This is a genomic window from Bacillus sp. MC1252 (assembly GCF_056838025.1).
Genome location: NZ_CM166369.1, coordinates 1,160,172 through 1,173,700, shown reverse-complemented (window position 1 = coordinate 1,173,700; position 13,529 = coordinate 1,160,172). Strand labels below are relative to the sequence as shown.

At 41.3% G+C, this 13,529-nt stretch carries 18 protein-coding genes, 1 tRNA gene, 1 pseudogene and 1 riboswitch; of the genes and pseudogenes, 8 read left to right on the top strand and 12 right to left on the bottom strand.

Features of this window, described 5'->3' with window-relative positions; translation table 11 throughout:
* Positions 1-83: 83 nt before the first annotated feature.
* From ACYH0L_RS05845 to ACYH0L_RS05820, 6 genes and pseudogenes are all read right to left on the bottom strand, one after another.
* The gene (locus ACYH0L_RS05845; protein ID WP_230030886.1) at positions 84-914 is read right to left on the bottom strand and encodes a sialate O-acetylesterase; all 831 of its coding nucleotides are present in this window, start codon (positions 912-914) and stop codon (positions 84-86) included.
* A 709-nt stretch (positions 915-1,623) separates the two neighbouring features.
* Positions 1,624-1,761 carry a hypothetical protein gene (locus ACYH0L_RS05840; protein WP_482354422.1) on the bottom strand — a complete coding sequence of 46 codons (138 nt, stop codon included), beginning with the start codon at positions 1,759-1,761 and terminating at the stop codon, positions 1,624-1,626.
* Positions 1,762-1,904: 143 nt separating this feature from the next.
* Positions 1,905-2,151 (bottom strand): annotated as a pseudogene (locus ACYH0L_RS05835) (peptidoglycan-binding domain-containing protein); the annotation flags it as partial.
* A 145-nt stretch (positions 2,152-2,296) separates the two neighbouring features.
* Positions 2,297-2,369: transfer RNA gene (locus ACYH0L_RS05830), tRNA-Val, on the bottom strand.
* Positions 2,370-2,501: 132 nt separating this feature from the next.
* Entirely contained in the window at positions 2,502-3,680 is a 1,179-nt protein-coding gene (gene metC / locus ACYH0L_RS05825) for a cystathionine beta-lyase (RefSeq protein WP_482354421.1), read from the bottom strand.
* Complete coding sequence (locus tag ACYH0L_RS05820; RefSeq protein WP_482354420.1) at positions 3,677-4,795, bottom strand: methionine biosynthesis PLP-dependent protein; 1,119 nt, start codon at positions 4,793-4,795, stop codon at positions 3,677-3,679. Before ACYH0L_RS05820 ends, metC begins: the two co-directional genes overlap by 4 nt.
* Positions 4,796-4,872: 77 nt before the next feature.
* Positions 4,873-4,994: riboswitch (SAM riboswitch) on the bottom strand.
* Between the two features lie 220 nt (positions 4,995-5,214).
* On the opposite strand from ACYH0L_RS05820, the gene ACYH0L_RS05815 reads away from it, so the two are divergent.
* The 3 genes from ACYH0L_RS05815 to ACYH0L_RS05805 are packed head-to-tail and all read left to right on the top strand — an operon-like array spanning position 5,215 to position 6,961.
* Positions 5,215-5,955 (top strand): alpha/beta hydrolase, encoded by a 741-nt coding sequence (locus ACYH0L_RS05815; protein WP_099727557.1) that lies wholly within the window; start codon positions 5,215-5,217, stop codon positions 5,953-5,955.
* A 52-nt stretch (positions 5,956-6,007) separates the two neighbouring features.
* Positions 6,008-6,520, top strand: coding sequence for a YjcG family protein (locus ACYH0L_RS05810; RefSeq protein WP_482354481.1), 513 nt, complete (start codon positions 6,008-6,010; stop codon positions 6,518-6,520).
* A gap of 6 nt (positions 6,521-6,526) precedes the next feature.
* Positions 6,527-6,961, top strand: a complete 435-nt coding sequence (locus tag ACYH0L_RS05805) for a GNAT family N-acetyltransferase (protein ID WP_099727559.1) — start codon at positions 6,527-6,529, stop codon at positions 6,959-6,961.
* Between the two features lie 83 nt (positions 6,962-7,044).
* Here ACYH0L_RS05805 and ACYH0L_RS05800 read toward each other — a convergent pair whose 3' ends face one another.
* Positions 7,045-7,302 (bottom strand): hypothetical protein, encoded by a 258-nt coding sequence (locus ACYH0L_RS05800; protein ID WP_230030892.1) that lies wholly within the window; start codon positions 7,300-7,302, stop codon positions 7,045-7,047.
* Positions 7,303-7,428: 126 nt separating this feature from the next.
* On the opposite strand from ACYH0L_RS05800, the gene ACYH0L_RS05795 reads away from it, so the two are divergent.
* Positions 7,429-9,714 (top strand): UvrD-helicase domain-containing protein, encoded by a 2,286-nt coding sequence (locus ACYH0L_RS05795; protein ID WP_482354419.1) that lies wholly within the window; start codon positions 7,429-7,431, stop codon positions 9,712-9,714.
* A gap of 46 nt (positions 9,715-9,760) precedes the next feature.
* On the opposite strand, the gene spoVIF is transcribed toward ACYH0L_RS05795, so the two are convergent.
* The 5 genes from spoVIF to ACYH0L_RS05770 all read right to left on the bottom strand — a co-directional run bounded on the left by spoVIF (position 9,761) and on the right by ACYH0L_RS05770 (position 11,224).
* Positions 9,761-10,018 (bottom strand): sporulation-specific transcription regulator SpoVIF, encoded by a 258-nt coding sequence (gene spoVIF, locus ACYH0L_RS05790; protein WP_003212292.1) that lies wholly within the window; start codon positions 10,016-10,018, stop codon positions 9,761-9,763.
* Positions 10,019-10,156: 138 nt separating this feature from the next.
* Positions 10,157-10,282 carry a YjcZ family sporulation protein gene (locus ACYH0L_RS05785; protein WP_099727562.1) on the bottom strand — a complete coding sequence of 42 codons (126 nt, stop codon included), beginning with the start codon at positions 10,280-10,282 and terminating at the stop codon, positions 10,157-10,159.
* Positions 10,283-10,366: 84 nt separating this feature from the next.
* A complete protein-coding gene (locus ACYH0L_RS05780) occupies positions 10,367-10,588 on the bottom strand; it encodes a hypothetical protein (RefSeq protein ID WP_099727563.1) in 222 nt (73 codons plus the stop codon).
* A gap of 85 nt (positions 10,589-10,673) precedes the next feature.
* Positions 10,674-10,802, bottom strand: coding sequence for a hypothetical protein (locus tag ACYH0L_RS05775; protein ID WP_256499472.1), 129 nt, complete (start codon positions 10,800-10,802; stop codon positions 10,674-10,676).
* A gap of 71 nt (positions 10,803-10,873) precedes the next feature.
* On the bottom strand, positions 10,874-11,224 hold the full coding sequence (locus ACYH0L_RS05770; protein ID WP_099727564.1) for a DUF1360 domain-containing protein: 351 nt from the start codon (positions 11,222-11,224) through the stop codon (positions 10,874-10,876).
* A gap of 167 nt (positions 11,225-11,391) precedes the next feature.
* Here ACYH0L_RS05770 and ACYH0L_RS05765 point away from each other — a divergent pair, with 167 nt between their 5' ends.
* The 4 genes from ACYH0L_RS05765 to ACYH0L_RS05750 all read left to right on the top strand — a co-directional run bounded on the left by ACYH0L_RS05765 (position 11,392) and on the right by ACYH0L_RS05750 (position 13,374).
* Positions 11,392-11,787: a spore coat protein gene (locus ACYH0L_RS05765; RefSeq protein WP_230030893.1), complete on the top strand. Its 396-nt coding sequence runs from the start codon at positions 11,392-11,394 to the stop codon at positions 11,785-11,787.
* Positions 11,788-11,831: 44 nt separating this feature from the next.
* Complete coding sequence (locus ACYH0L_RS05760) at positions 11,832-12,167, top strand: spore coat protein (protein ID WP_099727565.1); 336 nt, start codon at positions 11,832-11,834, stop codon at positions 12,165-12,167.
* A gap of 88 nt (positions 12,168-12,255) precedes the next feature.
* Complete coding sequence (locus tag ACYH0L_RS05755; RefSeq protein ID WP_099727566.1) at positions 12,256-12,735, top strand: spore coat protein; 480 nt, start codon at positions 12,256-12,258, stop codon at positions 12,733-12,735.
* 147 nt (positions 12,736-12,882) lie between these two features.
* On the top strand, positions 12,883-13,374 hold the full coding sequence (locus ACYH0L_RS05750; RefSeq protein WP_099727567.1) for a CotY/CotZ family spore coat protein: 492 nt from the start codon (positions 12,883-12,885) through the stop codon (positions 13,372-13,374).
* The last annotated feature ends 155 nt before the right edge of the window (positions 13,375-13,529 follow it).

Here is a 13,529-nt window from a genome sequence, read left to right as displayed (position 1 = left end):
TCCTTTCAAGAGATATGTAATGTTTCTGTCTATCAGTAATGTGAGTTATAACGTTTTCATTCAAAGGCTACCATAAGCTTAGCCTATGATAAAGCCTCCAGCAACTCTTCGTAAGTAATCTTGCCCAACGCGAAATTTTCTAGTGCTATATATGTTTTCTCCGCTGAAGTATTCATTTTATTATGACATTCATTGACTAACTCATTTTCATTTGGTAATGGTTCATGTATATGTTCTTCTTTTCGAAATGCTTCATAGTATCTTATACCAAATATTCTCTGGGACATCGCATTGATGTGAATTCCGTCTGGGTTAGATATAAGACCTTTCGCAGTAACATAATAACAATTTTCATTATGATGTGCATATTTTTGTAGTTCCTCATTAATACGTTGATATTCCACACACCCTGCGCCAAATGCCACCTTTCCCAAGTAATCGCCCAAACCTCCTATTAAAAGCGGAATGTTAGGTACAGATAATTCAGTTCTTAGTTCATGAAATAATCTTAGTATTTTTTCATAGTATTCTTTGTATTTCCCATCTTGGCTGTCACTTTCTCCTTGATGCCATAATATCCCGACCAATTCGCTATTTTCCTTTGCAAATTTAGCTTCATTTATTGCATGACGAAATAATGCTCCGTCTAGCGACCACTCATCAATGGAACTGCCACCTTCGGCACATGGAATAAGACCAATCTTCTCTCCTTCATGATCCTTGCACCAAGCCTCCGCAAAGGAAGCCGCCAGTCCTACGCCAGCTACCGGCCTATCAAAATGAATGGGTTCAGTCATCATTTGCCATCTACCATTTCGCAGCATCATGATTCTTTCATTATAAATCGGAGGCACTTCATGCTTGAAGCCGCGCCCCGCCATATTTGATTGTCCAATTAGTAAAAGTGACTTCATATCTTTCTCCCCTCCACTGAATATTTTATCAAATGTGTATTCTCCTGAACGTTATCAGTTTATCTTTACTCTGTTATTTCTAGATTAGGGCTTCTTTTAATTTATTCGAAAAGTGCATAAAGCTATTAATCTACAATTTTTAAAACTGAACTTGGAACAACCACCTATACCTCTAACAAAGAGACAGGTAATATTTCTGTTTCTAGTAACTAACTAAAATCTTACGAAATAGCCGCAATTGAAGAACAAGTAAATAAGATTGCAAATAGCATTGTATTAGAAAATCAAATGAATAAAGTTAGTAATTCTCTTGAACAGTTAGCGAATAATAATTTCACAACACAAAAACAAAAGGGAAAATGGGCGTGGTCCAAATATGATCATTACCGTGTTACAGTAGAGGGAAAGGCAGCTGGGAGTAATTGCAGCAGCAATTTTAAACCATATTCCTTATGTTGGCTGGATTGCTGCTGCCGCTGCTCAAGTAATGATCCAATTGAAAATGAAAACAGGTTACTTCTCCGCACGTTGGGGAACACGTGCAGACACTGACATTTGTTACTTATGGAGAAAGAGACATTTAAAAATGTTCTCGGACAGTAAACGTAAAAATAAAAAACTGGACGAAATAAGTTCTCCAGGAAAAGTGTATATGTGTGGAACTGGTTGAATAAAAATAGCCCCATTCTAATGCAGACTAGGGTGTCTTTTATTGCTGTTTTTGTTCTTTTAGTTTTTTGAAAATCACAAATTGATATACTCCAAATAGTACGGTTAGGATGATGATTGCAGTAAATATTTGATCGACTGGAAGCAAGAAATATACGACAATAAAAGATAAAAGCAAAACAAAATAACCTATATTGACGCTTTTTTAAATGTCATCATATTACCTCCTTTTTACAACCATATCACGTTTCACCTAACCTTATAACTAACTTTTTCCCTATTAAAACACAAAAAATCCCTATCCAATAAAGGACAGTGGATTTAATTATTTCGATGCTTTTTGAAGAGTGCTTTTGTCTTCGGACCATAGATACCATCAGCGCTAAGCCCATGCATGAGCTGGGACCGCATTTTCTGTTTTTGGTCCAAAGTAGCCGTCTATCCCATTGTTTTTGGCTTCCTTTTCAGGATAGAAAAATACAGCAGACAGTGCTTCCTGTCGAGCTTTTACTCTAGCACCCCTTGTCAAAGGCTCGGTCACTTTAAAGATGCCAGATGGTAAGTCGAACACTTTAGTCGTTTTGATCCTAAAAATACTGAGAAACAATCTGGTGGATAAAGTTCGTCCCCAATTCGTCCCCAATCAAAAGAAACAGAACAAATATTCGTTATCAGAAAAACAAAAAACCCTTGCTAGGCAAGGGTTTCAACGATGATTCCGACTGGGCTCGAACCAGCGACCTCTACCCTGTCAAGGTAGCGCTCTCCCAGCTGAGCTACGGAATCGGGTTATGTATCAGTTCTGGGCTTTCTGTACTGACAGTCTCTATTATATAACCATATATACAGGGCGTCAATGGTTTTGTTCAAAAAAGGCCAAAAAGCCGGATTCAGGAGCCGGCTTTTTTCCCACTTCATTTATGACTGGTTCACAAGGACGGGCTTTAGTTGACCGAGCGCTTGTTTGAAGTCGCGTTTGAGGTCTTCTCCATTTTCGACCCCGACACTTAATCGCAGCAATCCATCCGTGATGCCTCTTTTTTCTCTTTCTTCTTTTGGCATAGCGGCATGTGACATTTTGGCCGGGTAGGACAGAATGGATTCGACAGCGCCCAGGCTGACGGCGAATACAGGTAATGTGACGCCCTCGACCAATTCTTTTACAGCCGCTTGGTTTTCTAATTCAAATGAGAGGACTGCTCCAGCTCCGCTTGCCTGCTTTCGCTGAATGTCCGCCCCTGGATGGTCATCTAAGCCTGGGTAGTATACTTTTTTCACCGCAGGATGTTCTTTGAGGAACGAAGCTAGTTCTAATGCGGTTTGACTTGCTTTTTCTAATCTGACCTGAAGGGTTTTTAACCCTCTTAGCACGAGCCAGCAATCCTGCACGCCCAGGACCGCACCGAAAGAGTTTTGCAGCGAATATAGTTCCTCTCCCAGCTTTTCGTCTTTGACCACCGCTAAACCAGACAGCACATCACTGTGACCGCTTAAAAATTTCGTTGCGCTGTGCAGCACAACATCAACGCCAAGGTCTAGCGGCCGCTGGAGAGCAGGCGTTAAAAACGTATTATCTAAGAAGGTCAGACAGTCATGCTCTTTTGCAAGCTGGACGACGCCTTCAATATCCGTAATCCCCAGTGTAGGGTTTGACGGTGTTTCCATATAAATGACCTTCGTATTCGATTGAATGCCTTGTTTGGCTTCATTCAAATCCGTCATGTCCACGAAGGTATGCTCAATACCAAATCTCGAAAGGACTTGCGTGATCATACGGAATGTTCCGCCGTACACATCTTTTGTGACAAGGACGTGATCTCCCTTTGATAAAAGAAGAAAAGCGGTTGAAATGGCTGCCATACCTGACGCAAAGGCAAGCCCTCTTGTTCCTCCTTCTAACGCTGCAATGGTATCCTCTAATGCTTGACGTGTAGGAGTTCCTGATCTGGAATAGTCATATTGGCCAAATTCATCAAAGCTGCTTTGATGAAACGTGGACGCATGCTGAATCGGCACACTGACTGCACCTGTTGAACGGTCTGTTTTAAACGCATTATGAACAAGTTTTGTTTCGAGTGTCCAATCGTGTGTGGTCATTTGGCATGTACCTCCTCTTTCACTTGTGATAGTGCCTGTTTCAGATCAGCTTTCAGGTCATCCACATGCTCAATCCCAACAGAAAAACGGAGCAGTTTGTTACACACACCGTTTGCTATGCGAATCTCTTCTGGAATGTCCATGTGCGTTTGCGTGGCAGGATACGTAATGAAGCTTTCGATTCCACCAAGACTTTCAGCAAAACAAATCGTTTTCAGCTGCTTTAAAAATGGATTGACCCAGTCCTCTTTGGCTACACGAAATGACAGCATTCCTCCCTTGCCTGGGTAAAGAACATCTTGAATTTCAGGCTGCTCCTCTAAAAAATCCGCTAACTCCTTCGCATTTGCCTCATGCTGACGCATTCTAAGGGCCAATGTTTTCATTCCTCTCATTAAAAGCCATGAGTCAAATGGAGATAGGACCGCTCCGATGGCGTTTTGATGCTGGAACATGTCTTCAGATAGCTGCTCTCCTTTTGTGACCACAAGCCCGGCAAGGACGTCGTTGTGTCCGCCTAGATATTTGGTTGCGCTATGAATGACAATGTCCGCTCCAAGCGTAATCGGCTTTTGCAAGACTGGGGTGTAAAAGGTGTTGTCGACAATGACCAAAGCGTCATGCTCTTTTGCAATCTCCGCTATTTTTTGAATATCCGCTTCCTGCATGAGTGGATTTGTCGGCGTTTCAATAAAGACGGCTTTTGTGTTTGGCGTGATTTTAGAGCGTAAACAGTCTTCATCTGAAAAATCATCATAAAGAAAACGCAAGCCGTATTTTTTCCATTCGTTTTCAAACAAACGGTATGTTCCGCCATATAGGTCTGATGAGACAATGAGTTCATCTCCGCTCTCAAATAGAGCCATGATCGTTTGGATCGCTGCCATTCCCGAACTGAAGGCAAAACCGGCCGTCCCTTCTTCGAGTGAAGCAATCGCATCCTCTACAAGCTGTCTTGTTGGGTTTTTCGTTCGAATGTAATCAAACCCTGTTGATTCACCTATGCCTCTATGTCTGTATGCTGTTGAAAGATAAACGGGAGGACTGACTGTGCCAGTCGCCTCTTCGCTTCGGTTTCCAATTTGCGCTAATTTCGTTTCCACATGTTCTGTCATTTGACACCATCCTAAGTAAAATCTGATTTCAAAACAGAAAACCCCTTCTTCATAAGAAGAAGGGGTTTAATCGCTTCCTCTTATCTTCCAAGCAAAAAAGCTGCTTGCTGGATTTAGCACCTTGGTACATCACATGACGTGATGCATACCGGTTGCTGAGGTTTCAAAGGGCCAGTCCCTCCACCTCTCACGATAAGAATGTGTTGTCTGTCTGTTCTAATTCTTAATACTGTAACGTATTAAAACTCATTTTTCAAGGGGAATTGTAATGATTAATTAAAATTTTCTGTATTTTATAATAGAATGGATGTCAGCCGATTTGATTGCATGTTAGCATATAGGAACAACGCTGTCTTTCATGTTACAATGAATGGAAACGTTTCACTTGTGATGAATTTGGTTAGCTGGAGGAATGGATTATGGTGAAGAAAACAGGAATCATTCAAGAAGAAACCTTACAGTCAAAAGAACTTGGGACGGACATGACCGTTTTAATCTATTTGCCAGTCAATTACTCCCCGCTTTATACATATCATGTCATCATTGCACAAGATGGTCATGATTATTTCCGCTTAGGTAAAATAGGCAGACAGGCGGAAGAATTGATGCAAAATAAAGAAATAGAACGCTCGATTATCATTGGTGTTCCTTACGAAAATGTCACTGAAAGGCGAGATACGTATCATCCAGATGGCACAAAGTTTGAGGCGTATAAACGCTTTTTGGCAAATGAACTTGTCCCTTATATTGATGAACACTATCCAACGTATCAAATTGGGTCAGGACGTACGTTCATTGGTGATTCACTAGGCGCTACGATTTCACTCATGACAGCCATTGATTATCCTTCTTTATTTGGCGGGCTGATTTTGCAGTCTCCATATGTTGATGAGTCGGTCTTAGAAGCCGTCAAACAGTCAACAGCACTTTCTCATTATGCCATTATCCATCAAATTGGATCGGAAGAAACGGCTGTGAAAACAACAGATGGCCAAGTGCTTGATTTTATCAAACCGAACGCAGACTTAAAGGCCCTTCTTGAACAGTCTGGTGCGGATTATTTATTTGAGACATTCGAAGGGGATCATAAATGGACGTTTTGGCAGCCACTCATTGCCCCTTCGTTAAAAAGAATGCTCCCATATTCGTTAATCAACTGAATTTTGTTATAATAAACAATAATAAATACTTTCTTAATCAGGAGGGAACATGATGAAATACGGAGTTGTTATATTTCCATCAAAAAAATTGCAAGATATTGCGAACTCTTATCGGAAACGTTATGATCCGAACTATGCACTCATACCGCCTCATTTAACATTAAGAACACCTTTTGAATTAACGGATCTAGAAGCAGCTGAGATCGTTTCAACCTTGCGAGAGTATGCAAAAAATGCTTCTCCCATTACCTTACGTATTAAAAAATTCAGTTCATTCGCTCCTGTAAACAACGTCATTTATATGAAAGTAGAACCGAACGAGGACTTAATGGGTCTAAATGAAAAATTGTACACTGACTCACTTGCTGGCACACCGGAATATGCATTTGTTCCGCATGTAACAGTGGCTCAAACATTATCAGATGATGAGCATTCAGACATACTTGGCACATTAAAGCTGAGAAAGATTGATCATGAAGAAACGGTTGACCGCTTCCATCTTTTATATCAATTAGAGAATGGATCTTGGACCGTTTATGAAACATTTATTTTAGGAGAGGGATAAAGACATTTGAAAACAGTCATCGCAAAAGCACAAACACAACGAGAAGATGCATATTACGTTCGAAAAGAAGTGTTCGTAAAAGAACAAGAAGTTCCTTTAGAGATCGAAATTGATGAACTAGAAGACGAAGCCACCCATTTTGTCATTTATAACGATGACAATCAGCCGCAGGCAGCCGCTAGACTGCGTATGATTGAAGGTCCCAAGGCAAAGCTTGAACGGATTTGTGTGCTAAAAGAGGCGCGCTCTTTTGGCCTTGGTCACAGACTACTAGAGGCGCTAGAAACAGAGGCCGCTTCCAAGGGAGCGAAGGAAGCTGTTATGCATGCACAAGTCCAAGCTCTTCCTTTCTACGAAAAGAAAGGCTACAAAGCCGTTTCTGAACCATTTGAAGAAGCGGGTATCACACATGTCAAAATGACAAAAACACTATCTGTTTGATCAAAGAGAAAAGCCAGGGCATCATGGATGCTCTGGCTTTTCATTATTCATTATCGTTCGTCAAGGTAAGAAAGCGCAATCATTTATATATACGCATTGATATGAATGCCCTTTCCTTCCTCCATAAACATATCTCGTACAAAGCGTTCCCGCTTTTTTTGCTGTACTTTCGTTTCTGCTTCTGTCACTAAGTCCTCTTTTTTCTCCAGCTCTCTGTATACCTTGTCATGAAAGGTGCGAGTGACCTCTGTCACTTTCGCATAGTCTTCTTTATCCTGAGGAGCAGGACGATTGATATATTGAAAATACAGATCCGGCTGAATCGGGGCTATATATCCCATCAAGAACGCCTCCTTTGCTTCTCTTCTATTCTACTATTCCCTAAATATGACTGTTTGAAACACGCTTCATTTGATATGATTAGATTTGTTTCTTTTAAAGATTGATTGACTATTGGAGGACTAGCTTTGAATTGCGCACGACGACATGATCGAACGATCTCATTACATACGTATTCGAGAGAACATTATCAATTCCTCCATGATGAGGGGAAAAAAGGGCACTTATCTTGCCCATATTGCGGACAACCCGTCTTTTTCAGATTAAATATACATGAAGAGCCTGCCTTTATTCATAAGCAAACGTCTCAGCAAGAGATGTGCGAAAAAGCAGAAGAACAAGAAGACAACATGAAAAAAAAGAAAGAACCAGAGGAAAGTGCTTCCTACAAAGAACTTGGCAGCTTCCGTTTTCCAACTGGCAAACAGGTCATCTCGCAAACAAAGGAATCGTATGATTGGCAGGAACCAAGGTCGATTCAATTTAGCGAAGCCTTACATTTAGAAGAGAATGAACAAGTACATACCATTGACCTTTTTCCTCAAATCACCTTTAGCGCGCCGCAGCTTCAAGCTGTCACACATAAAGATGGTCCAATGCTTGTTCTGGCTGGTGCCGGAAGCGGGAAAACAAGGGTGCTGACGGCTAGAGCGGCTTATCTGATCTCACACCATCAAATCCCTGCTCACCATATATTACTCGTCACTTTCACTACAAAAGCCAGCAGTGAAATGAAAGAAAGACTGCGCAAGCAATACCAGCTTCATCCATCACAAGCGAACCAAGTTGTGACGGGCACCTTCCACAGTCTTTTTTATAAAATGCTGCTTCAAGATGATCCGAACAGATGGAACGGCCAGCACCTGATCAAGTTCGACTGGCAAAAGGAACAGTACCTTCGGAAAGCAATCATGAATGAAGGACTTGATGAGAAGGACTACCCTACCGATCAAGTGTTACAATCGATCGGCTATTGGAAAAATGCCTGTTTACCAGGCGAACTTCCTGAGCTAAAAGATGAAAAGGACAAAAAAATCTGGACGATCTATCAATCGTATGAACAGCAGAAACGGGACCATCAGCAATTTGACTTTGATGACATGGCCATTGCCTGCTTACACATGCTGACGGAACAGCCTGAACTTCTCAAACGATATCAAGAACGATTCAAATATATTTTAGTTGATGAATTTCAGGATATTAATCCGGTTCAATATCAGTTGATTCAGCTTTTAGCCGGAGAATCAGAGCAGCTATTTTGTGTAGGTGATGATGATCAAGCCATTTATGCCTTTAGGGGCAGCAACCCTGCTTTCATTCTTGAATTCAAACGGGACTATCCTTCAGCTCAGATCGTCCATTTACATGCGAATTATCGTTCTCACCATACAATTGTCGCAAGTGCAGATGCCATTATTAAAAGGAACCAGCATCGTTACGCGAAGACGTTAAAAGCTGTTCGTGCGGAGAAAATCCCTCCCACTCTCTTTTATCCATATGACGAGGAAGAGGAAGCGACCATGATTGTGGCAGATATTCAGGAAAAAATTAAAAACGGAGCAAAGCCGAATGATGTCTGCGTGCTGTTTAGAACCAATACGGGAGGACGCGCCATTTATGAGCGGCTGCATCAATCGGCGATTCCGTATGAGACAGATGCTGGCGTGAAAGCCTTTTACAGCAGACGAATTGTTCGAGTGCTGCTCGCCTTTCTTTCTTTAAGTCAGGATGCAGATGATGTGGCTGCAATGAAACAGCTGCTGCCGGTCTTCTTTTTAAAGCAGCAGACACTGAACACCCTGAAGGCGCTGACCATCACGGAGGATTGTTCAATGGTAGACGCCCTTGGAAAACTAACAGACATTCAGCCGTTTCAGCGTAAAAAGCTCCAATCGATCGTTCCCCTGTTCCGAACCTTACGAACGTTAAAGCCGTCTGACGCTGTGGCGTTTATTGAACAAAAGATGGGACTTGGTGATTACTTAAAAAAACGTGTGAACGATACGAATGTGCTTGAAAAAGGGGCAGATGATGTACGTGATGTGAAAACAGCTGCAAAACGCTTTGAAACAATTGAAGCCTTTCTCGCACATGCCGAACACATGAAGTCTGCTGAAAAGGAAAAAACAGATGAACCAGGTGTTCAGCTCATGACGATTCACCGTGCAAAAGGACTTGAATTCCAAACGGTGTACATCACTTGTGTGGTCGACGGGGCACTGCCCCATGATTTCTCACTTGATGAACTGAGAAGCGGTGATGAGGAAGCTATTGAAGAAGAGCGGCGCTTATTATATGTTGCTATGACAAGAGCAGAACAATCTCTCTATTTATCTGTTCCATCATTTAGAAGAGGGAAAACCGCTCATCGTTCTCGCTTTTTGTACCCTCTTCTAAAGAAAAATCGTGAATGATTCACACAAAAACAACAGGCCCCCCTTTGAACGGAGAGCCTGTTGTTTATTTTTTGTTGTTCATCATTTTAGCGATTGTATTGAAATCAAGCTTTTCTTTCCCACTTGTAATCGATTGAACGATTTTGTCTTCCATCTCTTTAGGTACACGTTTGTTTGCAAGCTGCGCTACTTTTTTAATGACGCCTCGAACAGTCGCCTCATCTTTAAAATTGGCATTTTGCAATGAACCTGCAAGCTTAAAGACATCATTCATATTCACACCTGTTTTATTTTCGACGCTTTTAAAGAATTTATTATCCATTCATTTGCCTCCTCTTTGTGGAGTAATCACCTTACTATATGAAAATAGGCGAGATATGTGCCTATCCTAAGGCCTTGTTTGACCAAAGAGAAAGGAAAGCAAAAGGCTCCCCCATTGCTTCCCTCACCTTCTTACTGTTTAGTTAAAGAAAGAAGCACCAACGATGATTAGAAGAATGAACAACACGACGACAAGAACGAATGTTGAACCATAGCCGCCGCCGTATCCGCCGCCATAACCGCCACCGTAACCGTAACAACTCATATTTAAGCACCTCCTCTACTCCATTACAAAATATGAAAAAAACAAGAAATGGTTTGGACGATCACATAAAAAAGTGCGGAAATTTTATTTTTGCTGTTTAAATACGTAAGCCGTGTCTCCATGACGCATCATGAATGCCTCTGTTTCCTTTGCAAAAGCATCCATCTTGTCGCCAAATACCTTTAAGTGCTGCTCAAGATCATTCGCTTTATCAGCTAGATCCATTTCAACCTTTTCGTGCGCTTGTTCTTTCCCATCATGCGGTTTAGTGAACAAAGAGCCGATTAATTGTTCGAATGCGTCCATTCTGGTCACCCCTTCTCTCTTTCATATGCAGAACTCAAAAAAAGGCAACAAAAAAACCGGATAAATCCGGCTTTTGTTTTTGCTACTATTGATATTTCTTTTTCTTTCCACAGCCGCAGCCAGTCTTCTTGATTTTCTTCGTATGAACAGATTGTTGATTTGACTGCGCTGGATAACCTTGAAGCATATGTGACGGCGTTTCAGTTGGTTTCATCGCAACCCTTCCTTTCCTATTCCATGTTAGTATATGCATTTTTTTTAAGCGTGTCTGATCAGAATGCCTGTTTATTTCACAAGCTTCGACACGACCGCTTCAATCATGCCTGCTGCTGCGGCAATCGCTAATAGTAAATTTAGCCACATGCTGATGACAGGAAAAAGTATGTATATCACAAGTAAAGCAGCAGTGCACCACATGCCAGTACACCAATAGCAGCTTAACAGCTCTCCTACCCAAGACCGCAGTCCTTTTCCTTTGATGATGATATATGTCTCGACCTCACCTTGTTCGTTTACCTCTTCCTGTTCTTCATGAAATAGACGGCGGAAAGGGGCAGTAATGGTATCAAACACAATCAGCCTCGTCAGTCTAAAGGATGCGAGGGCAAATATAGCAAATGACAAAGCACCACTCAGGAACCTCCACCTCCTTCTTTCTTCTTTTTCCGTCCTTTCTTTATATATGCAAAAAGAAAGACCGCCATGATGAATCGAGCGGAAATAAAATTGGGTTGTACTTTTTCACGCTTTCCGATTCCACCTTGAGCCTCTGCTGCATTAAATAATGTATAGATAAGAAAGGAGTGAAAGTATTGTCTATTGAAGAAAGTGCTGATTTATTATACACACAACTGTTAAACGAATTAATCAGCAATTATGATGATTTCATCGAAATCAAGGATTCTGAAAATGTCACGATTCATAAAACAGATGTAACAGCTGCACTCTCCCTTCAAGCGACCGTAACGACAATCATTACTCTTTTAATTCAAATTCTTGTACCAGACGATGAATTGGCTACAGACATCACAGAGCAGCTTTTATCCACACAACAAGTGACAGTCCAAAAGAAAACTGTGATTCAAATCATCAACTGCTATAACGTCACGATTACATTATCTGATGCATCCATTCTAAACTCCGTACAAATTCTCACTCAAACACTGAATGTACTCTTAGTTGAAGCCGGCATTCTTTGACCCTTTCTTTTTCTAACATTACGTATGAAAGAGGTGAAATAATCGTGGCTGAAGAGAACGAAAAAAAGGATTTTCAAATCAATACTGATGTTGATCCATTAACAAGCCTTCTTGTGAGTGATATTTTAAACAAAAACAATATCACCGATGATCAGAAAGCAAATATCTCAGATGATCAGAGAAGAATGATTCTGAAATTAGTTGAGGACCTACAAAAGAAGGCGAATGATTTCGTAGAACAGCAGCAGGAGAAAAAAAGGCAGGCTGAAGCAGCAAAACATCTTGAAGAAGTCGAGCCTGAATCACAAGTGCGCCCAAAACGAAATTCGCTTCGAAATCGTATTCAGCAGCGCCGTGATGCGCAGCGTAACAACGATTAAATAAAAATGGGTTGCCTGCTAGGGTAAATGCCCGAGACAAAACAGTTCATTCCAGCATTTAATAAAGTAAACGGAAGGAGGAAAAGAAATGGATTCTAAACCATACTCTTGGGTCGCTCTAGATCGTAACTGTACACACCACGGCGATTACAACTACGAAAGAAAAGCTGTTTGTGACGGCCACTATTATAATGACGAAGACGTCTTACAAGACTTTGATCAAGTGAGTGTAACAAAGCAGACATCTGAGGAAGTCATTATCGTCAGAGACTCATGTGACATTAACGTATCTTCTGTTGACGCACAAGTTGCAGCATCTATCCAAGTAGCTGTTCAAACAGCGATTATCACAATTACAAACATCTCAATCGCTGATGGTGATTTGGCTGACCGCGTTACTCAAGATCTCTTGCAAGCCGCTACTCACAAACAAACAAACCGTCAAAAACTTGTCATCGAAAATTCAAGAAACGTTACAGTATCTACAATCGATGCAGACATCTCGATCGCAATCCAAACACTTACTCAGACACTTGTTGCGACAATCGTTGCAATTGGTATCCTCTAATGTACAAAAGCAGAGCGAAAAGCTCTGCTTTTCTTTTTATTAAAAATACATCAAATATAATTAGTCATTTACCCACACCAACTAGAGGGCGCATACATATGTTGTTAAGGACTAAAGTCAAATACCTTGTTAAAGGAGCTGAAATCCATGAGCTGCGGAAAACACCATGGCCGACATGATGAAAACTGTGTATGCGATGCGGTTGATAAGATTTTAGCAGAGCAGGAAGCTGTAGAAGATAAATGTCCTACGAGCTGCTACAGTAATTTATTAAGCCCGACAGTTTCTGGAAAAGATACAATTCCGTTTTTACTTTTTGATAAAAAGGGCGGATTGTTCTCTACTTTCGGAAACATTGGAGGATTTGTTGACGATTGCCAATGCTTCGAATCCATCTTCTTCCGGGTTGAAAAATTAAATGACTGCTGTGCCACATTATCTGTATTAAGACCTGTTGATGTACACGGACATACGCTGAGCGTGTGTCACCCTTGTGACCCTGACTTCTTTGGTTTAGAAAAAACGGACTTTTGTATCGAGGTTGATTTGAACTGCTTCTGCGCGATCCAATGTTTAAACCCAGAACTTGTAGACAGAGTCATGCCAACGAAAGATAAAAAACATCATCACCACAGCTAAACAAATCGTCCGTTGACCTAACTTGTCATGAGTCGAAGCATCCCCTTCCTTACGAATGACAACCAATCATGCGGAGCAGTCAGCAAAAAAGCTGCCGCTTCCGCATTGATTGAACCAAAAGGCTTCAACCGGCGCAACACAACATATCGCTTGTA

Excerpts from the sequence above, each read along its gene's own strand:
- ACYH0L_RS05755 (WP_099727566.1), top strand. The coding sequence starts at position 12,256 with ATGGATTCTAAACCATACTCTTGGGTCGCTCTAGATCGTAACTGTACA.
- ACYH0L_RS05820 (WP_482354420.1), bottom strand. The coding sequence starts at position 4,795 with ATGACAGAACATGTGGAAACGAAATTAGCGCAAATTGGAAACCGAAGC.
- ACYH0L_RS05845 (WP_230030886.1), bottom strand. The coding sequence starts at position 914 with ATGAAGTCACTTTTACTAATTGGACAATCAAATATGGCGGGGCGCGGC.
- ACYH0L_RS05800 (WP_230030892.1), bottom strand. The coding sequence starts at position 7,302 with ATGGGATATATAGCCCCGATTCAGCCGGATCTGTATTTTCAATATATC.
- spoVIF (WP_003212292.1), bottom strand. The coding sequence starts at position 10,018 with ATGGATAATAAATTCTTTAAAAGCGTCGAAAATAAAACAGGTGTGAAT.
- metC (WP_482354421.1), bottom strand. The coding sequence starts at position 3,680 with ATGACCACACACGATTGGACACTCGAAACAAAACTTGTTCATAATGCG.
- ACYH0L_RS05775 (WP_256499472.1), bottom strand. The coding sequence starts at position 10,802 with ATGAAACCAACTGAAACGCCGTCACATATGCTTCAAGGTTATCCAGCG.
- ACYH0L_RS05815 (WP_099727557.1), top strand. The coding sequence starts at position 5,215 with ATGGTGAAGAAAACAGGAATCATTCAAGAAGAAACCTTACAGTCAAAA.
- ACYH0L_RS05750 (WP_099727567.1), top strand. The coding sequence starts at position 12,883 with ATGAGCTGCGGAAAACACCATGGCCGACATGATGAAAACTGTGTATGC.
- ACYH0L_RS05780 (WP_099727563.1), bottom strand. The coding sequence starts at position 10,588 with ATGGACGCATTCGAACAATTAATCGGCTCTTTGTTCACTAAACCGCAT.
- ACYH0L_RS05810 (WP_482354481.1), top strand. The coding sequence starts at position 6,008 with ATGAAATACGGAGTTGTTATATTTCCATCAAAAAAATTGCAAGATATT.
- ACYH0L_RS05785 (WP_099727562.1), bottom strand. The coding sequence starts at position 10,282 with ATGAGTTGTTACGGTTACGGTGGCGGTTATGGCGGCGGATACGGCGGC.